Source organism: Rickettsia bellii RML369-C, from assembly GCF_000012385.1.
GTDB lineage: Bacteria > Pseudomonadota > Alphaproteobacteria > Rickettsiales > Rickettsiaceae > Rickettsia > Rickettsia bellii.
Genome location: NC_007940.1, coordinates 1,497,104 through 1,522,076 on the forward strand (window position 1 = coordinate 1,497,104; position 24,973 = coordinate 1,522,076).

Genomic DNA, 24,973 nt, shown 5'->3' on the forward strand with positions numbered 1-24,973 from the left:
TACGACCAGCTACCCCTCCATCTTTTGCTCTCGCAGCTACATCACCAAAACCTAGTCTTCCTTAGTTTCTTCTATATCTTCTGTCCAGCTAGGATATTTAGAATATTTTGCTATCCAACCATCTTCACTATATAATTCTCCACATAAACCATCACTAATTTCTACTAAAGAATATTCATGATCATCTTCATCATACATATTTAACTGCATATCTTGTTCATGTTCTTGTAACATAAATAAGGTATAATGAAGTGATTTATCAACTGCTGAAGCTATTACAAATTTTAAAAGGTTTAGTTGATCAGGCATTAAATTTGCAATTCTTTTTTGTAATTTTTGGCTATAATAACCTTTATACTCATTATTTATAATCTGTTCCATCCCCTCCAATACATTATCACGTATAAAATTAATGTATGTCTTTCCAAATTTATCTAATAATTTTTGCTTCTTATTCATATTTCTACCTTTTGTTGTTTATTTTTTATTATACCAAGGGATATTGGTAGGTGCCAATACCTTATCTTTTCTTAACTGTTGCAAAGCTTTGGCTACAATATCTTTTGCTTGTTGCTCTGTTGCCCCTCCTGCTTTTAAAGCTTCAACCGCTATACGAGTATGTTCTTGCAAAGTGTTAGGTCTACCGCTTTTATATAGTTCACCAAATAATCTTCTCTGTGCAGTTGTCATATCTTCGTGTCGCAATTTATTTTCATGCATAAATTTTTCACTAATAGCGAAGCCTTTTTTAGGATCATAATTAACATGCCCTTCAAAAGCTTTTTTAGCATATGGATGATGACCTCCTACTTTACCATATGGTCCCATATCTAATTTAGTATTAGCTACCTTTCCTATTTTAGTTACCCTTTCTTCCACAACATTTTTAGTCAAACTAGTTGCAGATGTCGTAGTATTAGCAGGAGGTAAAGTAGGATAAAGTATATTTTGTGCATCTGCTATTTCATTCTGCAAATGGTTAAGCTTGGTGTCACGTTTATTATAGATATTAGTAATATCATCAGTTAGCTTTTCAATTTTATTTACAACCGCTTTTCCAGGATTGAAAAATCTTTCTACCTTCTCGACTTTACCTCCTACGTACTTTGTACCTTTATTCCACCCATTTACAGTAGAATTCTTAAGTGAGAAACCGATTTCCAAAGCTTCTTGTTTTAGCTGTTTTCCTTTTTGTGTTATATCTCTCAATGCTAATTTTGGATTTGCTCCATATTTTAGTGTTCCATCTATTAATGGAACACCATATCTATTTAATCCATATGACAAAGCTGCTATTATACTTGCATTAATAATTAGTTCAGGTGCTTTCTCTTCATAATATGTTGGTTGGTCTATTCTTGTGCTTGCAAGTACTCTTGCTCCTTGCGTAGGTACATGCTGCGTATTTCCCCATAATTGGTTGTTCCCTTCAACTGCTAAATTATACCCAGATGCACCCCCAACTCCTGCTACACCAAGCCCTATCGTAGGAAATCCTACTGCTGATAATCCACCTCCAGCTAATACACTCCCATATATCTCACTTACCCCAATTCCAAGCTTAGCTGCTCCTTCTAACCTAAAATAGATTCCATCATATTCTGATACTTTATCTCTAACTTTTTGATAATTAGTTCTACCTAAACTATTTTCTTTTCCTAATTCTCTTGCTACTTTCTTTATATGCTCTTGGGTTTCTCTATCTTCTTTTCCAAGCTTTACTCTACGATTTACTTCTTTATAATATAGATCGTGTGGTAATACTCCTACCTCTCCTCCCTGTATCGCTAGCATCACATTTTCAAGCTGCATTCTTTCTTCTACACTACCGCTTCTATTAGCTGCGGCAATTATATCTCTATGTTCTTGATGTAATATATCATTATACTCCACCACGGAGGAAGAGACAGTGGTGGCGGTGGAAATGTCAGAAGCAGAGCCGCCGGCAAGCATCGCAGTAGCTGCGACTATAGTGTCGTTCCAATTAGATAAGCCTGTGCCGCTTTCACCAGTGCCAGAGAAGGCGTGGGCTGAAGATTCAGGCGAGGTAAGACCGCTCAAAGCCTCACCCATACCGCCGGCAAGCATACCTATAGCAACATTACCCTTGCTTGCTAAGGCGTACGTCCCACCAAGTGCCGAATGCATCACCACCTTAGCAGCTCCGCCCTCGCTTAGACCATATCGCTGTCCTATGTCCCCGATATAGCCTTGACCGGCTGCTAAAGCCCCGCATAACGCCTCACTCTTGAAATTATCCCGAAGACTACCCCCCTTAATCGCTGTGTTGACTGTGGTACGCAGCAGCACCCTCTCAAATATCGCCTGATTACGACCAGCTACCCCGCCGAGCTTCGCTTTCTCTGCTACATTACCAAAACCGGTTCCGTTCATTACTCCCGTTATAACACCAGCTGTTAGCATATCTTTGCCTAGCGATCTCATAGCCTCCTTGCTGGTAGCTGATTTAAGACCTTTCCCTACATTCCCACCATTATTGATCGTTCCTACCACCACACTTGATGCAAAGCCACTCACCCCAGCCGCTATAGCACTACCTACAGCTCCGGCTCCAACTGCACCACCTACTTCCGCTGTTGCTGCCGTTACTGCTGTCCCTATTACCATTTGAGCTTGAGGAGTTAATGTACGTGTCTTACGATCCCAGCCTTTACTCTCACCTTTTACCTCCGTAATATTTACATTCCCCCTGCCCTCTATCATACTTAGCCAGGCAGGCTTCTTACCTGCTTCTATCTCTACATTAATTGGACCTCTAGCATTTATACTAACTCCTGCTGATATCTCAGTGCTCTTTATCTCCTTGCTATAATTCCCTTTGCTTATATGCGTATTCATCAACATATTCTTTTTCTTCACTTCTTCCATATTAATAAAGAATATTTTCTATAAGAACAGTGTGTTAAGGATTATTCAAAATTGATTGAGCATATGCATAAGGAAATAAGCCATAATATAATTATACTAGATTACCATGTTCCAGATTAATTCATTTCATTCTTATCAAATAAGAAAAAATTACCCACTTTCGGGATGATAAATTTATTGTCTGGGATGTTATGCTTTTTGATTGCTTGCTGTAACTCTAAAGGAGCTGCGTTAAAGGCTTCGTCAGCTAATTGAAAAACATCAAAATGGCTTGCTACAGAAAATTTAGACTGCAAATCTAGATGAGCAAGTACTGCTTCCTCAGGATTCATATGTACCGGTTGCATGAACCATCTTGGTTCATAAGCTCCTATTGGAATAAGGCTAAGTAAAATGTTATATTTTTCGCCGATCTCTTTAAAAATATTTGCATTATAACCTGAATCGCCTATAAAACAAATATCACCCATCTTAGTTTTAATAATAAAAGTTCCCCATAACGCTTCGTTCTTATCAAATATTCCTCTAGCTGACCAATGTTGTGCAGGCTCTAAGCAATATTCTATATTTTGATCTTTGTAAGATTCACCCCACCCTAAAGTAATAATTTCAGCATCTTTAATATGTTTTTTTTATTATTATATCATTCTTAAGAGGAGTAATAATTTTAGGCTTATCTCGTAGCCATAAATCCTTAATCGTTTTAATATCTAAATGATCATAATGATTATGGCTTATTAGTATAAAATCAATTTTAGGTAAATCAGCAAAATCAATACCGGGCTTTACTATTCTTTTCGGTCCTGCAAAAGTAAAAGGGCTTGCTCGCTCCGACCATACTGGATCAGTTAAAATATTTAGACCTTGTACCTGAATTAAGAAAGTAACGTGACCTACATAGCTTACTCTTACATTTTTATCATGAGTTATTGGAGGAATATCGGTTGTGATAGATTCCGATAATGGTAACCATTCTGACTTTTTTGAAGTCATTTTCCACTTTAAGATATCAAGCAAATTTTTAGGCTTAATATTAGGATCAAGGTTATAAAACATATTTTTATTTTAACGTGATCTTTCTGTTTGCTTATTAGATCGTTTAGCTTGCTCTTTTTCTACAAAAGATTTTTTTGGCTCATTTGGCTTTTGTACTGCTTTATGTGCAAACCCTGCTGTTTTTTCTCTTACTTCCATAACAGATTGAAGTGCTTCTTTTGGTAGTTGAGTTAAAAATGCTGGTATCTTTGATTCTACTTCTTTCTTGTTAACATTTATTTCTTTCGATTTCTTTAACTCTATTTCTTTAGCAAGATCTCTGCCAATAACATCATCTAATGCAGCTCCTATATAATCGGCAAACCGAACAATTGCTTCTGAGCTAGGTAATATTGTTTGTTCCTTTGTTATAAAATTTTTCCATAAAGTTTCATTGGTATTTGTTTCTGCAGCAAGTTTATATGCTGAAATACCTCTTTCTTTTAATTCTTCTTTTACCTTTTCTTTTAAATGATAACTTATATTATCTCTTAAATTTTCTTTATCGCTCATTATTTTTTCCCGTAAATATTCACTCCTAAAAAGCTTAAGAGTTATAACAATTTATTTCTAAATGATAAGAATTTATAGTTTGTATAGATTATTTATTAATATATAACTAATAAATGACAAATAGAAGATATTTCACGATATAAGTAATAAGTTTTAAGATATTTTAATTAATTATACCGAAAATACTTCAAAATTTGGAAAGTTAAATAAGCGTTAATCCAAGATACATGTATTTAAGTGTTAACAATGTCCTGTTTCAGATATTTTAAGAAGATCATATAAATCGAGAACTGTTTTCTCTACTTGTTTATCATTTATTAATAGAATAATCTTAATTTCCGATATTTGTACCATTTGAACATTAATATTATCTTTTGCTAATTTTGATAATATCACTTCAAGCAATTTCAAATCATTTTTAATCCCATGACCAATAATTGAAACTGTAGCAATTTCAGTATCAAAGGTAAAATTACTTATTTGATTATTATTTTTCAAATTAGTAAGTAGTATATGTAAACTATTTTTATCTGTTAAATTAGTAATAAAACTATATCTTTTGTTAGGCTCTATTTCTTGCATCACCTCAATATGATTATTATTTTGTGCAATGATACTCGCAACTTGAATAAAGTTTAACGAAGAGCTTTCTATAGTTATATATAATAAATTTTTATTAGAAGTAATACCGCTAATTATTCTTTTTTCCATAATTTTATCTTTTGAAGTGATTAACGTGCAACCTGCTTCAGGTGCAAAAGTTGAAAGAATACGCATATCTATTTGATATCGCATTACTATCTCTGCTGCCCTTGAATGTAATACTTTTGCTCCACTTAATGCTAGCTCTAGCATTTCTGAAAAGTCTATCTCATCTATCTTTTTTGCTTTTGGAATAATTCTTGGATCAGCAGCAAATACACCCTCTACATCCGTATAAATATCGCACCTATCTGCTTTCATAGCGGCAGCAATTAAAGCAGCGGTAGTATCAGAACCACCTCTACCTAATGTAGCTAATCTATTATGTTTATTGATTCCTTGAAAGCCAGCAATTATAGGAATAATATTTTGTTGTAAACATTCGTTCAATAAGTTTGTGTCAACTGATTCTACTAAAGCTTTACTGTGATTATCATCAGTCAAAATTGGTAATTGCCACGCCAAAAATGATCTGGCATTTATATTTTCTTCTTGAAGAGCAAGTGCAAGCAATGAAGCCGTAACTATTTCACCGCTAGAAAGTGCTACATCATATTCTGCAAGTTGAGATGATTTATTAAGACTTGATACTTCATTACATAATGTAACAAGTTGATTAGTGACCCCTGCCATAGCAGAAACTACTATAATTACTTGATTATTTTTAGCTATTTCAGCTTTTATAATAGGGATGATTTTTTTTATTCTGTCAATAGTTGTAACGGAAGTGCCACCAAATTTTTGAATTATTAAGGCCATATATAGAAGCCTATTACTGCTGTTTTTGTGGGGTATTAATATTGTTTAGTTTTTTCGTCATTGCGAGGAGATGCATAGCTAAAGGTACGGCAGTCTAGTTAACTATAATGTCATTCCTGCGTAAGGCTTGCCCTGCGTGGATCAGTTTTTCCGTCATTGCGAGAAAATTACGAAGTAATTGACGAAGCAATCCATTTAAAGAATGCTAATTTATAGCATTTTTAACTGGATCCCGTGAATAAATCACGGGATGACAGAGAAAAAAGATCTACACAGGCAATCCCACAAATCCTTAATTATGCACTAGCGATTTCTGTAACGTTTACTATTTTATGATCACGCTTAGTTAAAAACTCTACTCTTCCTGATGTTAAAGCAAAAATAGTATGATCCTTACCAATCCCAACATTTACTCCAGGATGGATTTTTGTACCACGTTGTCTAACTATAATATTGCCAGGTATTACATATTGTCCATCAGCTTTTTTAACGCCTAGTCTTCGACCGGCTGAATCTCTTCCGTTCCTAGAACTACCACCAGCTTTTTTGGTTGCCATCTTATGATTCCTTTATTATTAACTTTTACAAAAATTCTATTATTGTTTTGTAATATCTAATATTTTCAGCTCTGTCAATTCTTGACGATGACCGGCTTTACGACGATAATTTTTTCTACGTTTTTTCTTAAAAACTATAATTTTATTATCTCTAAGCTGGTTAGTAATTTCAGCTGTAACAACAGCTCCTTTTACTAATGGAGTACCGATAAAAGAAGGCTTTGAATACTCACCCATCATTAAAACCTGATTAAGTTGAATTTTAGAGCCAAGCTCACCTTCAATTTTTTCGACTTTAATAACGCTGTTTTGGTCTACTTTATATTGTTTTCCACCTGCTTTTATAACTGCGAACATGAAAAATATCTCTTTAAAAATTTATAAATATTTGTCGTATCATATTATTATATTGGCAATTAGTCAATGATAATTTAAAGCGATATACTCGTTTTATTTGAAAAATTGGCTAAGTCATATTATAAGTGCTGCGGTACTCACGTAGTAAACCTACGTGAGGATCCGAGTACCGGATTGACGTACAAATTACCTCTAGAAGTCAATTTTGCAAAAGGTCTATCTTTGCGGCTAAAATAAAATCGCTCTCAGTAAGACCATCAATTTTATGAGTCCATATTTCTACTATGCACGCTCCCCAAGATATAGTCAAATCCGGGTGATGTACTTCCTGCTCAGCAAGTGCGGCTATTTTATTAGCAAATTCTATAGGTTGCATAAAATCAGGAAATTTATACTTTTTGTATAGATGTCCTGACTCATTCACTATCCATTCATTTTGTAATTCAGATAGTAATTTATCGATTTCTTTTTTCTCAAGAGGTGGAACACCTCCCTCACATGGAATACATTTTTTATCACTTAGTGAACATGTTATTGTCATAATAAACCTATTTTTTAATTATTATTGTTTTATCTTTTTCCAGTCTAGATTATTTAGCATATCAAATAGCTGTTGAAAACTTTTAATTACAAAATATGTTTTCTGGAAAGAATCCGTCTCATACTCTGTTTTTATCACCTTATTTAAATCAAACTCCAAACGCATAGGAATTTCTGATTCTAAAGAGTAAATAGATTCACCTTTAGAGGAAATAATACCAGCTCCGTATATTCGCAAGCCATTATTTGACTGGATGAGTCCGAATTCAACCGTAAACCAGTATAAAGCTGAGGCAAATTTAAGCATACCCGCTTCAATGGCTTCTAAACCTTTTAGCCCAAATTGCTGCATAAAATCAGCAAATACAGGATTTACAAGTAACGGCACATGACCGAAAACGTCATGGAATATATCGGGCTCTTCCAAATAATCAAGCTGATGAGGCTGACGAATAAAACAGGTAGACGGAAATTTACGTTCTGCTAGAAATTTAAAAAATAAATCTTCAGGTATAAAACCTTTTACCGGTATTATAGAAAAATTGGTTTCTTTCATTAATATTCTATTAAGCTCCGTAAATTTAGGAATTCGATCGTTACAAATTTTTAATTTTTCTATTCCTTCTACTATTTCGTTTGTAGCTCTGTTTTTTAATAATTCGGTATGTCTGTTAAATAATGTTTTCCAAATTTCATGATCTGTTTCAGTAAATTTTTCCCATTGCTCAGAACACACCATTGGGTGGTCTAATAAAGATGACATAGTTTCCTCGTAAGAATAATATTGTTTGATTTAATTTATTCTCTTTTGAAGTATTAAAAACGTCATAATTGTCATCCCGTGGCTTGTCCACGGGATGACACCGAATGCTTAAGACAAAGAAGTCAAATAATAATAAACAAAAGAGAATTTAGTTAATTGGTAATAATTTAGAATTCGATATTAATATCGATAATAAGAAACTTTGGTGTAGTAGTATGAGAATGGAGTGGTGAAAGATATTAAATTAGCCGCAACACAACTAAATGTGAGGGATGGAATTTTTATAAGCTGGATAATTGGTGAGATAGACATTGTTTAAACCTGTTTGTTAAATTACATAATCGAGATATTTTTAAATTTTGATAATAGTAATACATAATTTACTCCTTAATTAATCATAAATTAATTATAACATACTTAACATAAAGCTTCAATAGGTTTTATCAATTAACACAAACACAATCGCATATTGTGTTACTGCGGCAAAGATTGCAGCAGCTAGATCATCAACCATAACCCCAAGGCTACCTTTAATATTTTTATCAAGCCAATTAATAGGCCAAGGCTTTAATATATCAAAAAGACGAAATAAACAAAAAGGTAATATAAAAAGTAATATTATACTAACTTTTAAAGTACTAAAATACTTTATTAGATTTGATTCATTTGCAAAAACTACTGAGAAAAATACTAAAATAACAGTTAGCATTTGCCCTACTACCTCGTCAATTACTACTTCTTTCGGGTCTTTAGAATCTGTATAATTTAAGTATATTTTAGTAAAATATGTACCAAGTATTAGGAGTAATAGACATATAGCAGAGGCTATAATGACCACACTGACAAGCTGAGCTTCATTAAGCGTAAGATTTGCAAAAGGAATAATTAGTTTATTATCAACAACAAAATACATTACAGCGTAACATAAAGGAAAAGCAGCAAGAGAGCCGAAAGTACCTGGGCAATATTTTATTTTTCCGATATAAAAGAAAGTAACAAAGAATTCTGAGAATTGTTTTTTGGTAAACATTTTTGCTCTGGATTAGATTTATAATATATAATATAATAAAATTTTAACTTATATAGCAAGAAATACTATGGGAATGAGCTTCAGCCATTTATTAATAATTCTATTAATTATTTTTGTATTATTTGGTGCTGGTAAATTACCACAAGTTATGTCCGACCTTGCCAAAGGTTTAAAAGCTTTCAAAGACGGCATGAAAGAGGATGACAGCACTAAAAAAGATTAGATATTGCTGAAATTTTATTTTGTGGTTTGAGAATTGCTTCGATGTCATCCTGTGGCGGTATTGCCAGCGTGGATCATTCTTCCCCTGTCCATCCCGTGATTTATGAACTAGAGCCAGTTAAAAATACGTTAGTATTTTTTATTATTTTCTGGATCTAGTTAGCAAGCCACGGGATGACATCGATGATGCACGATATGATAAAAATTATAAAATTAGCAAAGAACAGCTGCTTTATCTTATTGAGCGAATAGAAAAATTAAAAGAAATTACCGAAAGAATTTGCATAGCAAGAATTGGTGGATAATTAATAATTGAATTATATAAAAATATAGTTTATTAGTTAATATTGTATTAAAAAATTATGAGGGTACAAATGTTTTCAGGTAAAGAAACTGGGGAATTTATAGGGGGAAAAACTTCATTGCAAACTGAAGCGTACGAGAATGGGCTTAAGGATGAGGAATTGTATTACAATATAAAAGATGATTTAGGCTTAATATCTAGAGGAAATGTATATTTAGATAAAACTGCACAAACTATATTTTCTGAATTGTCTATTGCAATAGACAAAGGAAATTTAGAACCCCTAAAAAATTTTCTTAAGAACAACAAACTTCAGCACAAAAAAGCAGATATAAATGCCAAAAATGGTTATGGAGATACCCCATTATGTTATGCTGCTGAAAAAAACAATTTCGAGGTTGCTAAAATCTTAATTAAGTATGGTGCTGATTTAACTATTCACAATGCTAAAGGAGAAACTCCTATAGAATTATTCTCGCAGTACGGTAACAGAGAGGCTGTAAATTATTTACAACATTGTTTGGATATATTAGGGAATAATTCTCTATATGAGGATACAATATAAAAATATCTCTAATATCATCCTATGACTTGTTGCATGGTTTCTGTATCATTCTCAGCAATAGCGAGAATCCAGCATAAAGCGAGATAAATCGAGCTTTTAACTTTAAAAGCTTGCTGTATTTATACTTTTTTCCTAGATTTCCGCTTGTGCAGAAATGACATTGTACAATCTAAGAAAAATAATTTTCGTCGCAATAATTACTTTAAATTATCTATTTAACTTCCAGAAACAGTAGTGTAAGTACCATTTTCTTTTCTAATAATATCATATTGTCTTTGGGCTATCGAATCGATAAAATGGATATTACCAGATAGTCCTATATAATTTTGTCTACTATTTATTCTATTTAAAAATCTGCTTAAATCAAATTCATTTCCTATGAAGCTGGCAGTCATACGTCCTAAATCATAGGAAAGTAGATGCATAAACCCCATATGATTAATTCCGAGGGCTTTTGCTCGCTCAGGAACGTTACTGTTAAGAGTATTTAACGAGCCAGTAAAGCTAATATCAATATTTTCTGGATAATCTACATCGATGCGGTTATCACCGATTAGTATAGCTTTTTTATCTAAATTATATTTATTAATACTACCAGCAAGTAGGCTTAAATTTTTTGGATCATCCGATATATAAATAATAGGCTTTGTTGTATCGCTGCGTTCATTTATAATATCGGTATTATCCGAAACATTTTTTACAGCCTTTGCAATAGATTCAGGATTATCTTCATAAAATTCAGTAAGTGCTAAGGTGGCATTTTTCTGAATCAAAATATTTTGCATAACTTGGCTAACAGTTTGAGAGTGTTTGCCTGTAGGCAGTAATGCCATAAAATCCTTATGACTACTTCCATAATAATTAACGATCCGGATTAGCTGCTTTAAAGGTGCATGACCAAATACGAATAATTTATCATCTGCAAGAGCTGGATTATTTGACATAGTTATTATAACAATATTATTGGCTTTGGCTTTCTCGGCTATTAAAGAAGTAAAGTTAGAATATAAAGGACCTAGAATAATTTTAGTTTTGCGTGCTACTATTTTATCCATAGCAGCTAATACATTTTTCTCATCTGAACCATCATATGATGTAACATGGATATAAGATTTTACCCCATCATTAAGACCCATTTTAATCAAATCTTTATATTGCTTACCAACAATACCATCAGGACCTTGGTTAGGCATTAAAATTGCAATCTCAATTTCTTTTTGTGTTTTTTTTACAGGTACAATAGTTTCTTCTTTGGAAGTTTGACAGGATGATAGATATAAGGAACAAAAAAACATTAAAATGATTTTTGCAAAGTTTCGTGTTATACTAGCCATAATATTACTACAAGATTTAAAAATTATGTTTTTAAAAGCAGGATTATATATTGTTTCGACACCGATCGGCAATTTTGAAGATATCACACTTCGTGCTATATCAACCCTAAAAAACTCGGATATTATCTTATGCGAGGATACTAGAATATCACAAAAATTGCTAGCAAAACATGACATTCGTACTAAATTACAAGTTTACAATGATCATAGTGATGAGAAAGACAGAGAAAATATTATAAATCTAATAAAAGCAAATAAGATAGTAAGCTTAATTTCTGATGCCGGCACTCCTTTAATTTCTGACCCTAGATATAAATTAGTACGAGATTTAAGATCGCTAAATTTCCCCATAGATGTAGTGCCTGGTGTCTCTTCACCAATCACAGCATTAACATTATCTGCTCTACCTACTGATCGCTTTCTATTTTGCGGATTCTTACCCAAAACTATCGAAAGCAAGAAAAAGCTCTTTACTGAATTTGCAAACATTCGTGCTACGCTAATTTTCTTTGAGGCTGCACCCCGCTTAATAAATACTTTATTAATAGCTAAGGAAATACTCGGAAATCGTGAAATATGTGTAGCACGTGAGCTTACTAAGCTTTATCAAGAAATTAAAACTGCAAATATCGATGAAGTAATAGCATTTTATCAAAATAATACTCTAAAAGGCGAGATAGTATTACTAATTTCGGGGGTTTTACAAGAACAAGAAGAAAAGCTGGAACTCGATTTAATAGAATTAATAAAATCATGTTTGAGTAAAAATTTGAGTGCTAAAACTACTACTGACCTTGCTTATGAAAAATTTAAAAATACATATAGCAAAAAAGAAATATATAGATTGGTAAATAAGCAAAAGATCTAACATAAATTTACGGTAGAACATTTACCTTAAAATATGGTATAATTAAACAATAAATAAAATAAAAAAGATATGTATAAAGTTAATCCGAGAGTAGATTTAGCATTTAAAAAAATCTTTGGAGTGGAAGAGAATAAGGATTTATTGATATCACTTATTAATTCTATAGTAAGCAGTGAAGATCAGATAAAAGAAGTAATATTACTTAATCCATATAATCCAAAGAATTTTTTAAATGATAAGCTTTCTGTTTTAGACATTAAAGCCAAAGGCGAAACGGGTAAAATGTTTAATATCGAAATACAGGTAACGGATGAAGCTGATTATGATAAAAGACCTTTATATTACTGGGCAAAGATGTATACACAGCAGCTAAAAGAGGGAGCAAATTATTCAGAATTAAACAAAGCAATAGGTATACATATACTATTTTACAAGCATTACAAATACGGATAATTATCATAATGCATTTCATTTAACTGAGAAGAAAAGTGGTATTACATATTTTAAGGATATAGAACTACATACTATAGAACTTAATAAGTTTGCCAGTAAGGCTAAAGAAGAACTATCTGATCTTATAAAGAAAGTTAAGAGTTCATTAGATATATGGGTTGCATTTCTAACACGTAATGACTTGTTAAATAAAGATAGGCTACCTAAAGAATTAAACAATAAAGAGCTAAAGAAAGCATTAAATGTGCTTGAGGTAATAAATTTAAGTGATGAAGAAAGAGAAGAATATGAGAATCGCTTAAATTGGCTTAGAATTGAAGCTAGTGCCGTTAAAAGAGCTGAAGAAAGAGGTAAAGCTGAGGGTAAGGTTGAGGGTAAGGCTGAATTAATACAAATGATGATAAAACAAGGTAAAACTATTGAACAAATAATAGAATTTACAGGATTACCTAAGGAAGAAATAGAAGAGTTGAAATTAGAATAGGAAATAAATAGGTCGTTATGTTAAACGTAACGACCTATTTAGTAACGATTTATTAACTACAGCTACAACTTTTTTTAGGTTTGTTGTTTTCTGCTGATTGTTCAAGTTTTTTACCCGCAGCTTGCATATCCTGCCCTGCTCCCTGCATTGTGTTACAAGCACTAGTTAAGAAAGCTACAGAGACTAATATAGAAGTTAGAATTATTGAACGCATATTTTACCTTTATCAAATTGAATTTAGATTTTATGAAGCAAATAAAAACTTGTCAATTTAAAATACAGGAAAAAGCATTATATTATTTACTTTTTGTACAATATCTCATTACTAATATACCAAACAACGCAGAAAGTAGCGAACCGATAATTACTGCTACTCTCATAGAGTTTGAGGGGCAACCACCTTCAAACGTAATACCGCCTATAAATAAGCTTAAGGTAAAACCAATTCCTCCAAGAATTGCTATAGAATAAAATTTTAACCACGAAGTATTACTTGGTAGGCTACAGAAATTAAACTTCACGCATGGATAGGAAAATAGCATAACTCCTAAGTTGTTTACCTATGAATAAACCTAATATTATTCCAAAAGTTAAACTAGAGCAAACACTTCTAAAGGAGAAATCTTTTAGAAGAACTCCAGAATTCATAAACACAAATAAAGGTAAAATAAAATAATTTACAAAAGGCTGTATTAATTTTTCAAGCTTATGAAAAGAACTATTAATTTGTCCTTTAATATTAACTGGTATAAAAAGTGCTATTATAGCTCCGCATAAAGTTCCGTGAATACCTGCCTCGACCATACTTACCCATAAAAGCACCCCAACAATTGTATAATATAATAGATGCTTTACTTGCTTATAATTTAATATAAACAAGATAATTATGATCACAAAAGAAATAAACAAAGCCGGTATATTTATTGTTTTAGTTTATTATCTATACTCATGCTATTTAATATTATATCGAGATTATTAATATAAATTATTGAAACTTTTTAATAAAGTCAAAGTATAGTTTTTAATAGTAATTTATTCTTATAAATAGGATAAAAGTTGTTTTTATGCTTAAGTAACATTATAGTCTTGTACGAATATATATAGGAATATATAATTATTAATTAAGATATTTTAGTATTAAATTTTATGCTAGCAGAACAACAAACTGAGTGGATTATCAGTAACAACCTAGTAAATAAAGGTTGGCATATAGATAATGATGTTAAAAAAAATGTTTATTTTCAAAAGCCTAAGTTAAAAACAGAACAAACTAAGTTAAAAGGAAAGCGACCAGATTATATTTTATATGAAAGTAACACTGATAGACCTATTGCAATAATAGAAGCAAAGAAAACAGGTAAGGATTTAACTCAAGCTTTAGAGCAAGCAGCAGAATATGCAAAATTGCTTGATATTCCTATAGTATTCGCAATGAACGGAGCTTATTGTGAAGCTCGTTTTGTCGCTAACAATAAAGAGCTTATATTAAACGGCGATGAAGTAAAAGAATTACTACGTGAAAAAGAATTATTAGCTTTTATAGACGTAAATAGCCACGAAGCTTGGACTATACCTAAAGAGGTCAAAGTCTCACGTGAGGAATTGATATCCGTATTTAAAAACTTAAATAACCTTTTAAGAAGCGAGGGGCTTCGAGCAGGGATAGAAAGATTTAGCGAATTTGCAAATATATTATTCTTGAAATTACTAAGTGAGAATAATGAAAAATCTTGGTGGAATAGCATCAAGGCTCAATCAGATGACGATATTATCGGTTACATTAACGGACATGTTATAGAACAAATTAAGAATAAATATGGTGGTGATGTTTTCACCCCTATTTCTCTAAGCAATTCCCATACTCTTCGTCATATTATCGACGCAATTGATCCTCTTATTTTATCTTCAACAAATATAAAAGATAATGCGTTTGAGTATTTTTTAGAAAAAACTAGATCAACCTGTGATTATTTGGGTGAATATTTCACTCCTAAAAATATAATAAAGCTTACGATCAATTATGTAGACCCTAAATTTGGTGAAACAGTATATGATCCTTTTTGTGGCAGTGGAGGGTTTTTAACAGAAGCTTTTAAATATATCAAAGAAAATAATATAATTAACACTGACGAAGACTTGAAAAGATTAAGGCATAATACATTATATGGGCGAGAAATAACTACAACCGCTAGAATCGCAAAAATGAATATGATTCTACATGGTGACGGACATAGTGGAATCCAGCAGATAAACAGTCTTGAAAATTCAAAATATATCAGACCTACAACTAATCAAACATTAAAATTTGATATAATCGTTACTAATATGCCTTTTTCTCAGGAAATTACTAAAAAGACTATTAAAAACGGTAAAACTGTAACAGAAAATCATATTGCACATCTTTATTATAATGGCATCGCTAAAAATAACGGTGATGCCGCTTGCGTCTTTCATTGTCTTCAGAATTTAAGAGAAGGCGGTAGGATGGCATTAGTAGTACCTGAAAGATTTTTATTTAGAAGAGATACAGCTGCCGTTCGTCAGTTTTTATTATCGAAAGCAAAATTACAAACCGTTATTTCTCTACCGCAAGGTACTTTTCTACCTTATACGGGAGTAAAAACATCAATACTTTATTTCACTGACGCACATAAACCTAATTACCAAAGATACTATTGGTTTTATGAAAAAAAATACTAGTACCACCTCAAACAACAAAAAAAAGAAAAAATAATTCTTTCAATTTCAAAAAAGTCGTTGAAAATTCAAAAATTGATATGTTTGAATTTAGTTTTGAGAGGATAGACTTAAAAGAAGTAAAGAATAATAATTATAATTTAGTTGGCTCTGCATATAGAGATACTAAAAATATTATTCCTACTAACCAAAAAGATTGTTATAGAAAAAATCACACTACTTGGTAAAAAGATTTTAGCAACAACTAGATAGTCAAAAATAACTCTAATGCACACTACCTACCTAAAAAACTTGATCGGGTTCGAATCCCTAACTCCCCAGAGTAACGGAGCTATTGAATATATTGACGATTTGCTTAAAGAACATGGCTTTAAGACCGAGGTAAAAATTTTTGGTGAGACCGAGCAAGTTACTAATCTTTATGCTGTTTATGGCAATAGTAAACCTAATATTTGCTTTGTTGGGCATGTTGATGTAGTTCCTGCTGGTGATCCTAACCTTTGGCACAATTCTAATCCCTTTAAAGCTCATGAGCAGGAGGGAAAAATATATGGTAGAGGGACGGTTGATATGAAAGGGTCAATTGCATGTTTTTTAGCAGCTAGCTTAGACTTCATAAAAAATAATACCGATTTTGTAGGCTCTATTAGCTTTTTACTTACTAGCGATGAAGAGGGAAAGGCAAAGCACGGCACTAAGGAGATGCTACAATATATATATAATCAAGGACACGAAATTGATTTTGCTATTGTTGGCGAACCTACTTGCGAAAAAGAGATAGGGGACACAATTAAAATTGGCAGAAGAGGAAGTATTAATTTTAAGTTGGCTGTAAAAGGCTTAGGTGGGCATGTAGCTTATCCGCAAAAAGCAAATAATCCACTACCTTGCTTGATAAGAATATTAAACGAACTAACAAATATTAAACTTGATAAAGGGACTGAATTTTTTCAAAATTCAAACCTCGAAGTAACAAATATTGACGTTGATAATAATACTACAAATGTGATTCCTGAAACAGCAACTGTACATTTTAATATACGTTTTAATAACTTACATAGTGCAGAAACTCTAGCAAAACAGGTAGAAGAAATTATTAAACAACACTGCCAAAAGCATAAATTAGATTATACGCTAGAATATAATAGCTCTGCCGATAGTTTTATTCAAAATCCTAATGATAAGATAAAAGAATTTGCTACAATAGTAGAAAAAACTCTTAATATAAAACCAAAATTTTCTACAAGCGGCGGTACATCCGATGCAAGATTTGTTAAAAATTATTGCCCCTTAGTAGAATTCGGTTTATTATCAGACACTGCACATAAAATAAATGAATATACCAAAATTAGCGATTTACAAAAATTATACGATGTGTATTATAATTTTTTAATGGAAACATTAAATGTTACTGGATCCCCGCCGTTGCTGGGAATGACATAACAGAAAAATTGAACGATACAGCCAATTTTTCAAATACTATAAAAAATAATAGACGAAGTTTTATTTGGAAAAGAGCATGGAGTCTGTAAGCCGCGGAGCGTACAAAGGTATGTGAGCATCTAAGGATTTACAAAGACGACATAGCCAATTTTTCAAATAAACGAGTATATGCGGATGTGATGGAACTGGTAGACATGCAAGATTTAGGTTCTTGTGCCGCAAGGCGTAGGGGTTCAAGTCCCTTCATCCGTACCACTTAAATTTTTTCTCATAAGAATAATATTAAGGTTTTTATGCAGCAATTTAGTATTTATCAAACAAGTGATGAATTACTGCTGAAAGCAATTTTTCTTTTGATAGAGAAGTGTTATTATTCTGATCTTAAGAGCGTTGTACTTACTGTTGATACAGAGCAGCAAGAAATGCTAAATAAAAACCTCTGGACTTATTCCCGCAAACAATTTATCCCTCACGGCAGTAAAGTTGACCCACAACCTGAAAAACAGCCTATTTACATTACTGATACATTACAAAATCCCAATAACGCTAGTGTGCTTATTATTATCTCACCGACTAACATAGAGAAAATTTTACAAGCTAAAGAGTATGTCAGCGATTTTAAAAGAATAATTATAATAACCTATTTACCGGAAGATTTAAAAAAGCTGAATTTAAAAATAAACCAAATTACTAAACAGGAAAACACTATAGACTGTTTTACTCAAGATCAACGTGGTTCGTGGAATAAAATATGACATATTTAATTACTGATGAAGATATACAAGAAACAATATTTGTAGCTTCTAACAAAGAATTAAGCGATTCGATCATTGAGGGATTAAACACTCCTATAGAAAAATGCATCCCTATTAAGTTAACATAAAAAATATACTATCCAGCAGATGATAGACTAATGCTTGTGATCATGGTGGTGAGTATAAAAGCCTAGAGAGGAAAGGGCGTTTGAAAAATCAGAATTTGGAGTTATAGCGTTTGGGGTTCCGGTGCAACATATATGACCGTTTAAGCATATTACTTGGTCAGAATTTTTAATTACTGTAAATAAATCATGTGAAATCATGAAAACAGTAATATCTAGCTTCTTACGGATTAAACTAATAAGTTGATAAAATTCTTGCTGGCTTGTGACATCTAAAGATTGCAGTGGCTCATCTAAAATAATTAGATCGGGTTTGCTAAGCAAAGAGGATGCAAGAACTATCTTTTGAAACTGTCCGCCTGAAAGTGTAGAAATTTTTTGATCTTTTAAACGTTCTAAATCAATGAATGAGTGGATTTCTTTAATATCATTAGTAAGATTATTTGGTGCTAATAAATCTAAAAATTTCTTTACTGTAATTGGCAAATCAGAACTTAGGTTAAATTTTTGCGGCACATAACCGATCTTTAATCTAGGATCAATTATAATTTCGCCACTTGTTGGTTTTTCAAGCCCAAGCATTAACCTAACTATAGTAGTTTTACCTGCCCCGTTTGGTCCTATTAAAGTGGTAATATTATTTTTTTTAACAGTGAAACTAACATTATTTATTGGTAATTTATTACCGAATTTTTTAGATACGTTATGAAATTCTATTATGGGCTTTTTCAAGACTAATTAACTCCCTATGTCATTCCTGCGAAAGCAGGAATCCAGTAAAAATAAACATAAAAATAGAAAGTTTTTAAAATAAAAAGCTCGATATTATCTCGCTTTATGATGGATTCCTGCTTTCGCAGGAATGACACAAAAAACTAAAAGAACTATTTACGTCGAGTAAATACCTATCAGCTCCGCCTGCCCTAAAAGGTGCTTTTGCAAAGCCAGTACTAAATCCTGCTTACTAGCATTTTCTTCAAGTTCAAGATAATCATTTAAAGCATATAGCTTGAAAAAATACCGATGAGGTTTACCTGCTGGCGGGCATGGACCACCATATTTCTTTTCTTTCCAACTATTATTTAAAACTTTAATATCATCATTTACTTCTCCTTCTTGGAGCTGCGTTATAGAAGCCGGAATATTGTAGATTATCCAATGATCCCATATGCCGTGCGGCGGTGCTAATTCTACCGGAGCATCTGGGTCATCCATAATTAAAACAAAAGATTTAGTATTTGAAAGGAAGCCGTTCCACTCTAAATGTGGAGAAATATTCTGACCTTTACAAGTAAATTTATCAGGAATACGCTCGTTATGCTTAAATGCCGTACTTGTTATTTCAAAAGTCATTGGTTGCTCCTGTGAATGTATAAAATGTCATTCCCGCATAGGCGGGAATCTAGGCATAAAGCGAGATAAATCGAGCTTTTAACTTTAAAAGCTTGCTGTATTTATACTTTTTTTCTGGATTCCCGCCTATGCGGGAATGACATAGGACTTAATTAACAACTTGCCATTGTCCATCAGGTTGACGGCAGGCAGTGCCATAAGCTTTTTGTTGTTTTCCACCTACTACAACTGTTTGGGTATATTCACGGCAATATTGACCGGTATTGTTTTTATAAGCTTTGCTTGGTGTTACAGTACCATAATTACCATTATCAGGATTACGCCATTGTACACTGCTACCACTTGGTGCAGCTTCTAAAGCTCTTTGGGAGGTAAGCTCTGCAAGTTTTCTATCTTGTTCATCCATACCTGCACCAATTTGGTTACCAAGGATTGCACCAAGTAATGCACCTGCTCCTACCGCAGCAAGACGCCCTGTACCACCACCAAATTGAGAACCTAGTAATGCACCTGCTGTTCCACCGATTAGCGTACCACTACCTTGCTTATTCATGCCGCCCGGACCTTGGCATGCTTGCAACATTGAAGCTGCAAGTAATATAACAATAATTTTAGATATTATTTTCATATGATTTCTCATTTTAAAGTACTATATATAACTAATTATACGGTTTTTGGAATTTTGTAAAGTATAAAACAATATAGATAGACGAAGTTTAATTTAGAAAAGAGCAAGGAATCCACAAGACGAGGAACGCAGCGTATAATAATACGTGAGTACCGAAGTACTTGTAGGATGACGTAGCCAATTTTTCAAATTAAATGAGTATATCATTGAATTTTATATTTTCTTTGTTAAACTACTAAAAGGAATTAGAAATATTATTTATGGACATTAATAGTCGGAATTTATTAATAAAATCGGCATCTTACTTATCAGTTACTACGGCATTAATTATTCTAAGCGTAAAAATATATGCTTGGTTTGTGACTGATTCGCAATCAATACTTGCTTCTTTGATTGACTCAATGCTTGATATAACTTCTTCTTTTATAAATTTAATAGCTTTAAGATTTGCATTGCAACCACCAGATTATCATCACAGATTTGGGCATGAAAAAATGCAAGATTTAACACTTTTCTCTCAATCAATATTTTTCTTTGCCTCAGCTTTTTTTGTCGGTTTTTCCTCTATCAAATCCTTATTTGAAAAAACACAACCGGAAAATATTAGCGATGGTACGATGATAATGTACATATGTATATTTTTAACAATTATCTTAGTGCTTTATCAAACCTATGTAATAAAAAAAACTAAATCAGATATAATTAAAGCCGATAAGTTACATTATTTTACTGATTTACTTACTAATGTTATAGTAATTATCTCTTTAAATTTAAGTGATCGTTTTTGGTTTGTTGATCCTTTATTTGGGGTGGTTATTGCATTATATATATTTCATACTTCTTATTCCTTATTCAAAAAAGCTTTTAAAAATTTAGTTGACCATGAACTACCAGAACAAGACAGACAAAAAATTATTGCAATAATTAATAAGCATCGAGGCGTGAAAGGTGTACATGAAATGAAAACTAGATATGCCGCCCAAAAAGCTTTTATACAATGCCACTTAGAAATGGATGGCAATATGTCGCTTTATAATGCTCATGAAATTAGCGATGAAATTGCCTTTGATATATTACAAGAATTCCCTGACTCTGAAATAATAATCCACCAAGATCCTTATGGGGTGGAAGAGCATGTCAATTATCGTGAATATATTGTCAGATGAATTTTGATAATTTTTTCATGCGAGAAGCCTTAAAACAAGCAGAAATTGCTTTTAGTAAAAACGAAGTGCCGGTTGGAGCAGTTATTGTTGATAGAGAAAATCAGAAAATTATATCTAAAAGTTATAACAACACAGAAGAAAAAAATAATGCTCTTTATCATGCTGAAATTATTGCAATTAATGAAGCATGCAGAATTATATCTTCCAAAAATTTAAGCGATTACGATATTTACGTTACTCTAGAACCTTGTGCTATGTGTGCGGCAGCTATCGCTCATAGCAGATTGAAACGTTTATTTTATGGTGCTTCTGATTCAAAACATGGAGCAGTTGAGAGCAATTTGAGATATTTTAACAGCAAAGCCTGCTTCCACCGACCAGAAATATATAGCGGAATTTTTGCTGAAGATTCTGCCTTATTAATGAAAGGTTTTTTTAAAAAGATAAGAGACTAAGAAAACAACGTACTACGTGCGTTCAAATCAGTTTACTATTACTATATATCAGTCAAAAGGTTTTACTATAACCATAATAACCGCAACAATCATGCAAATGGCAGGAATTTCATTGACTATGCGGTAAAATTTTTCTGAATGAACATTCTTGCCAACGGCAAAATCTTTTCGCCATCTTGCAAGTAAACCATGAAATATTACTAAAATTAATACTGCAAACATCTTAACATGAAACCAAGCATCAAGGGCAGCAAATCCATAAATATAAGCGTTTATTAAACCAAATATAAAGGTGCTAATCATTGCGGGATTCATGATGAATCTAAGGAGCTTTAATTCCATTATTTGGAAAGTCTTATCTGTTTCACTACCTACTTTGACCTTAGTATGATAAACATATATTCGTGGTAAATATAATAATCCAGCCATCCAGCATATTGTAGAAATTAGATGAATTGATTTAAACCATAGGTAGTAATTTGCCATTTTCTATCCTTGTTTTTATAATTTTTTATTTACTAGATTCCCGCATAGGCGGAAATGAGGTAAAGCACAAACATTTACTAAATTTATCAGGACATATTCTTTCACCATTACTACTAGCTACTAAAAAATCATCCTCTTTTTTATTAATAAATTTTAATAAAATACTTGTCAAACTTTTAATAAAAATTTTATTTGTACTAAGCGTTGGGGTTCTATTATATTTTATTTTATACTTATCTGCAATTAATTTATATTCAATATCGAGTTCAACTAATGTTTCTACATGTTCAGAAACGAAAGCTATAGGCACAATTATTATATTTTTATTTTGTTTCCCTGCTATTTCTATTTCATCTTCCGTATTTGGCTTTAACCATTCTACAGGTCCTACTCTACTTTGATAAGTTACTTTATAATCTAAATCTTTTATATTTAACTCTTTAACTACTGCTTTTACTGTTTCTTCTACTTGAAAACTATATGGATCTCCTGCATCTATTATTTTTTGAGGCAAACCATGAGCTGAAAATAATACTCTAGAGTTTTTATCAAATATTTTTTCTTTTATTAAAGCAGTATGAGCTTTTATAAAATTTTCTTCTACTGGATAACAACAAACAACTTTAACCGGAATATTAATATTAAAGTTACTTAAAAAATTCTTTACCGATGAACCTGTAGTTGTTGTTGAAAATTGTGGATATAGGGGTAATAATATCACCTCTGTAGGATTATATTCTTTTATTTGCTTTATGGTTTCTTCTATTTTTGGTGAGGCATAACGCATATTTATAAAGATATTAAAATCTTCATTGGTAGCTTGTTTTAAATTTTCTGCCAATGCTAATTTTTGTTTCTCTGTTTCTTCAAGTAAAGGAGATTTTCCACCTATTAAAGAATAGATTTTTTGAGATTTCTTTTCTCTCGTTGTAGATATTAATTTAGCAATAATATAACGTAATGGGTTAGGTAGATTAATAATAGCTTTATCATAAAACAAATTAAATAAGAATGGTTTCACTGATTTAAGACTATCTGGACCTCCTAAATTGAAAAGCACTATTGCTATTCTTTTTTTATTTATATTCATATTCCCTAATACATTTTACTAAAAATTCTACATTTTCTGGTGGTGTTTCCGGTAAAATACCATGTCCTAAATTAAAAATAAAATTCTTATTTTCCATTATTGATAAAATTTTATGGATTTTTTCTTTTATTATTTTTTTATTAGTAAGCAATATTACCGGATCTAAATTACCCTGCACTGTTACTTTATTACTCCACAGTTTCATTTTCTCAAGCGGTATTAATGGATCAATAGCTATAATATCTGTTGGTACTTCTTCTAAAAATTTTTCATATAAAAGCCCTGCACCTTTAGGAAAAGTAATAATAGGAATATCAGGAAAATATCCCTTTATACTCTTTATTATTTTCTTCGTTGGTTCTATTACAAATTTTTTAAATTCTTCTTCTGGTAAAATACCAGCCCATGAATCAAAGATTTTTATTATATTTGCACCTGATTTTATTTGATTTATAAGATGATGAATTGTTTTTTCTGTAATAAAATTAAGTAATTCTTTTGCTAAGTCTTTATTTTCATAAATAAATTTTTTGCTAACTCTAAAGTCTTGCTTACCTTTTCCTTCTAACATGTAAGTCATTACTGTCCAAGGACTACCTGCGAAACCTATTAGAGAAGTAGATTTAGGTAATTCTTTCCTTACTTTTTTTACTATTTCATATACTTTTTCTAATTTATCATTTGAATTATCTTGTAAATATTTAAAATCTTCTTTTGATTTAAATTGCTTTAGTAACGGTCCAATATTTTCTTTAAAATCTACTTCCCAACCAAGAGCATGAGGCAATACTAATATATCAGAAAAAATTATCGCTGCATCAAAGCCAAAACGTTTTATCGGTTGGAGTGTTACTTCTGTTGCCTTATCTACATCATAACAAAATTCTAAAAAATTTTTCACCTCTTTTCTTACTGCCATATATTCAGACAAATACCTACCAGCTTGTCGCATTAGCCAAATTGGAGGTTTGTTATCTAATCTTTTAATAGGACTGGAAATTAATGTCATGTTATTACTAATAAAATAAGTATAATATATTCTTTATTTGTTGTATATGTAAGTAGAATTATGTAGATTAAATGTTTTCTACATAGTTATCAACAAAATATATATAAAAAATATTCCTATAAAATAAGTAATTTTAATAATTATTCACATAAATTTGAGTTAAGTTTTTATAAGTGGATAACTAAGTGTAATAGCTCTTTATTACTTAGAAAAGGTGATATTTTCAAAGAAAAATGTTACTTATTCACAATTTTATCCACAAACTGTTTGTTTAAAGTGAACAATACAAGATTTACTTGATTTAATAAGGATTTTGGATATTTTTTAAAAAATTTTAATAAGAAAAATAATAAGTTATAAAAACTTTTATCCACATTAGTATGTGTAAAAT

At 31.6% G+C, this 24,973-nt stretch carries 28 protein-coding genes, 1 tRNA gene and 3 pseudogenes; 12 read left to right on the forward strand and 20 right to left on the reverse strand.

The features are described 5' to 3' along the window. Positions 1-51: 51 nt before the first annotated feature. From RBE_RS07295 to RBE_RS07350, 11 genes and pseudogenes are all read right to left on the reverse strand, one after another. Positions 52-459 (reverse strand): hypothetical protein, encoded by a 408-nt coding sequence (locus RBE_RS07295; protein WP_011478049.1) that lies wholly within the window; start codon positions 457-459, stop codon positions 52-54. An 18-nt stretch (positions 460-477) separates the two neighbouring features. Next, the gene (locus RBE_RS08165) at positions 478-2,889 is read right to left on the reverse strand and encodes a DUF637 domain-containing protein (protein ID WP_011478050.1); all 2,412 of its coding nucleotides are present in this window, start codon (positions 2,887-2,889) and stop codon (positions 478-480) included. Positions 2,890-3,005: 116 nt separating this feature from the next. Further along, positions 3,006-3,455, reverse strand: a complete 450-nt coding sequence (locus tag RBE_RS09535; protein ID WP_081178364.1) for an MBL fold metallo-hydrolase — start codon at positions 3,453-3,455, stop codon at positions 3,006-3,008. After that, positions 3,450-3,945, reverse strand: a pseudogene (locus tag RBE_RS09540) (MBL fold metallo-hydrolase); the annotation flags it as partial. The pseudogene RBE_RS09540 and the gene RBE_RS09535, both read right to left, overlap by 6 nt. 9 nt (positions 3,946-3,954) lie before the next feature. Then, positions 3,955-4,437 carry a hypothetical protein gene (locus RBE_RS07320; RefSeq protein WP_011478053.1) on the reverse strand — a complete coding sequence of 161 codons (483 nt, stop codon included), beginning with the start codon at positions 4,435-4,437 and terminating at the stop codon, positions 3,955-3,957. Between the two features lie 240 nt (positions 4,438-4,677). Then, positions 4,678-5,898, reverse strand: coding sequence for an aspartate kinase (locus RBE_RS07325; RefSeq protein WP_011478054.1), 1,221 nt, complete (start codon positions 5,896-5,898; stop codon positions 4,678-4,680). Positions 5,899-6,194: 296 nt separating this feature from the next. After that, on the reverse strand, positions 6,195-6,455 hold the full coding sequence (rpmA, locus tag RBE_RS07330; protein WP_011478055.1) for a 50S ribosomal protein L27: 261 nt from the start codon (positions 6,453-6,455) through the stop codon (positions 6,195-6,197). 39 nt (positions 6,456-6,494) lie between these two features. Beyond that, entirely contained in the window at positions 6,495-6,812 is a 318-nt protein-coding gene (gene rplU / locus RBE_RS07335; RefSeq protein ID WP_011478056.1) for a 50S ribosomal protein L21, read from the reverse strand. A gap of 199 nt (positions 6,813-7,011) precedes the next feature. Continuing rightward, on the reverse strand, positions 7,012-7,353 hold the full coding sequence (locus tag RBE_RS07340) for a 4a-hydroxytetrahydrobiopterin dehydratase (RefSeq protein WP_011478057.1): 342 nt from the start codon (positions 7,351-7,353) through the stop codon (positions 7,012-7,014). Positions 7,354-7,374: 21 nt separating this feature from the next. After that, positions 7,375-8,115, reverse strand: coding sequence for a phenylalanine 4-monooxygenase (locus tag RBE_RS07345; RefSeq protein WP_011478058.1), 741 nt, complete (start codon positions 8,113-8,115; stop codon positions 7,375-7,377). A gap of 430 nt (positions 8,116-8,545) precedes the next feature. After that, positions 8,546-9,145, reverse strand: a complete 600-nt coding sequence (locus tag RBE_RS07350) for a phosphatidylglycerophosphatase A family protein (protein ID WP_011478059.1) — start codon at positions 9,143-9,145, stop codon at positions 8,546-8,548. Between the two features lie 67 nt (positions 9,146-9,212). Between RBE_RS07350 and RBE_RS07355 the strand changes: the two genes are divergently transcribed. Next, the gene (locus RBE_RS07355) at positions 9,213-9,368 is read left to right on the forward strand and encodes a twin-arginine translocase TatA (protein WP_011478060.1); all 156 of its coding nucleotides are present in this window, start codon (positions 9,213-9,215) and stop codon (positions 9,366-9,368) included. Between the two features lie 373 nt (positions 9,369-9,741). Then, entirely contained in the window at positions 9,742-10,236 is a 495-nt protein-coding gene (locus RBE_RS07360) for an ankyrin repeat domain-containing protein (RefSeq protein ID WP_012152308.1), read from the forward strand. Between the two features lie 215 nt (positions 10,237-10,451). Here RBE_RS07360 and RBE_RS07365 read toward each other — a convergent pair whose 3' ends face one another. Then, the gene (locus tag RBE_RS07365; protein WP_011478062.1) at positions 10,452-11,570 is read right to left on the reverse strand and encodes a penicillin-binding protein activator; all 1,119 of its coding nucleotides are present in this window, start codon (positions 11,568-11,570) and stop codon (positions 10,452-10,454) included. Between the two features lie 25 nt (positions 11,571-11,595). On the opposite strand from RBE_RS07365, the gene rsmI reads away from it, so the two are divergent. Further along, the gene (rsmI, locus tag RBE_RS07370) at positions 11,596-12,438 is read left to right on the forward strand and encodes a 16S rRNA (cytidine(1402)-2'-O)-methyltransferase (RefSeq protein WP_041804963.1); all 843 of its coding nucleotides are present in this window, start codon (positions 11,596-11,598) and stop codon (positions 12,436-12,438) included. A 69-nt stretch (positions 12,439-12,507) separates the two neighbouring features. After that, positions 12,508-13,375 (forward strand): annotated as a pseudogene (locus RBE_RS09405) (Rpn family recombination-promoting nuclease/putative transposase). Positions 13,376-13,427: 52 nt separating this feature from the next. On the opposite strand, the gene RBE_RS07385 reads toward RBE_RS09405, so the two are convergent. Then, positions 13,428-13,589, reverse strand: a complete 162-nt coding sequence (locus RBE_RS07385) for an entericidin A/B family lipoprotein (RefSeq protein ID WP_011478066.1) — start codon at positions 13,587-13,589, stop codon at positions 13,428-13,430. An 82-nt stretch (positions 13,590-13,671) separates the two neighbouring features. Continuing rightward, positions 13,672-14,305 (reverse strand): annotated as a pseudogene (locus tag RBE_RS09665) (Na+/H+ antiporter NhaA); the annotation flags it as partial. Between the two features lie 216 nt (positions 14,306-14,521). Here RBE_RS09665 and RBE_RS08190 point away from each other — a divergent pair. The 6 genes from RBE_RS08190 (at position 14,522) to RBE_RS09550 (ending at position 18,398) form a co-directional block, all read left to right on the forward strand. Then, a complete protein-coding gene (locus RBE_RS08190) occupies positions 14,522-16,075 on the forward strand; it encodes an HsdM family class I SAM-dependent methyltransferase (protein WP_011478069.1) in 1,554 nt (517 codons plus the stop codon). 77 nt (positions 16,076-16,152) lie between these two features. Further along, a complete protein-coding gene (locus RBE_RS08980) occupies positions 16,153-16,299 on the forward strand; it encodes a hypothetical protein (RefSeq protein WP_155980508.1) in 147 nt (48 codons plus the stop codon). Positions 16,300-16,339: 40 nt separating this feature from the next. Next, positions 16,340-17,515: a succinyl-diaminopimelate desuccinylase gene (dapE, locus tag RBE_RS07400; RefSeq protein WP_011478070.1), complete on the forward strand. Its 1,176-nt coding sequence runs from the start codon at positions 16,340-16,342 to the stop codon at positions 17,513-17,515. A 170-nt stretch (positions 17,516-17,685) separates the two neighbouring features. Beyond that, a tRNA-Leu gene (locus RBE_RS07405) sits at positions 17,686-17,770 on the forward strand. Between the two features lie 38 nt (positions 17,771-17,808). Then, entirely contained in the window at positions 17,809-18,270 is a 462-nt protein-coding gene (locus tag RBE_RS07410) for a DNA polymerase III subunit chi (protein WP_011478071.1), read from the forward strand. Beyond that, complete coding sequence (locus RBE_RS09550; RefSeq protein WP_012152315.1) at positions 18,267-18,398, forward strand: hypothetical protein; 132 nt, start codon at positions 18,267-18,269, stop codon at positions 18,396-18,398. Before RBE_RS07410 ends, RBE_RS09550 begins: the two co-directional genes overlap by 4 nt. 27 nt (positions 18,399-18,425) lie before the next feature. Here RBE_RS09550 and RBE_RS07415 read toward each other — a convergent pair whose 3' ends face one another. The 3 genes from RBE_RS07415 to RBE_RS07425 all read right to left on the reverse strand — a co-directional run bounded on the left by RBE_RS07415 (position 18,426) and on the right by RBE_RS07425 (position 20,376). After that, positions 18,426-19,127, reverse strand: a complete 702-nt coding sequence (locus RBE_RS07415) for an ATP-binding cassette domain-containing protein (RefSeq protein ID WP_011478072.1) — start codon at positions 19,125-19,127, stop codon at positions 18,426-18,428. Between the two features lie 156 nt (positions 19,128-19,283). Next, positions 19,284-19,748 (reverse strand): YbhB/YbcL family Raf kinase inhibitor-like protein, encoded by a 465-nt coding sequence (locus tag RBE_RS07420; RefSeq protein WP_011478073.1) that lies wholly within the window; start codon positions 19,746-19,748, stop codon positions 19,284-19,286. 148 nt (positions 19,749-19,896) lie between these two features. After that, the gene (locus RBE_RS07425) at positions 19,897-20,376 is read right to left on the reverse strand and encodes an RT0821/Lpp0805 family surface protein (protein ID WP_011478074.1); all 480 of its coding nucleotides are present in this window, start codon (positions 20,374-20,376) and stop codon (positions 19,897-19,899) included. A gap of 260 nt (positions 20,377-20,636) precedes the next feature. Here RBE_RS07425 and RBE_RS07430 point away from each other — a divergent pair, with 260 nt between their 5' ends. Beyond that, a complete protein-coding gene (locus tag RBE_RS07430; protein ID WP_011478075.1) occupies positions 20,637-21,542 on the forward strand; it encodes a cation diffusion facilitator family transporter in 906 nt (301 codons plus the stop codon). Further along, positions 21,539-21,997: a nucleoside deaminase gene (locus RBE_RS07435; protein WP_011478076.1), complete on the forward strand. Its 459-nt coding sequence runs from the start codon at positions 21,539-21,541 to the stop codon at positions 21,995-21,997. The genes RBE_RS07430 and RBE_RS07435 overlap by 4 nt, the downstream gene beginning before the upstream one ends. 48 nt (positions 21,998-22,045) lie before the next feature. On the opposite strand, the gene hemJ is transcribed toward RBE_RS07435, so the two are convergent. Genes hemJ through hemE form a run of 3 tightly spaced genes read right to left on the reverse strand, consistent with a single transcriptional unit; the run spans position 22,046 to position 24,582 of the window. Further along, positions 22,046-22,483, reverse strand: a complete 438-nt coding sequence (hemJ, locus tag RBE_RS07440) for a protoporphyrinogen oxidase HemJ (protein ID WP_011478077.1) — start codon at positions 22,481-22,483, stop codon at positions 22,046-22,048. A 25-nt stretch (positions 22,484-22,508) separates the two neighbouring features. After that, the gene (hemH, locus tag RBE_RS07445; protein ID WP_011478078.1) at positions 22,509-23,573 is read right to left on the reverse strand and encodes a ferrochelatase; all 1,065 of its coding nucleotides are present in this window, start codon (positions 23,571-23,573) and stop codon (positions 22,509-22,511) included. Next, positions 23,560-24,582, reverse strand: a complete 1,023-nt coding sequence (gene hemE / locus RBE_RS07450; RefSeq protein ID WP_011478079.1) for a uroporphyrinogen decarboxylase — start codon at positions 24,580-24,582, stop codon at positions 23,560-23,562. The genes hemH and hemE overlap by 14 nt, the downstream gene beginning before the upstream one ends. Positions 24,583-24,973 lie beyond the last annotated feature (391 nt).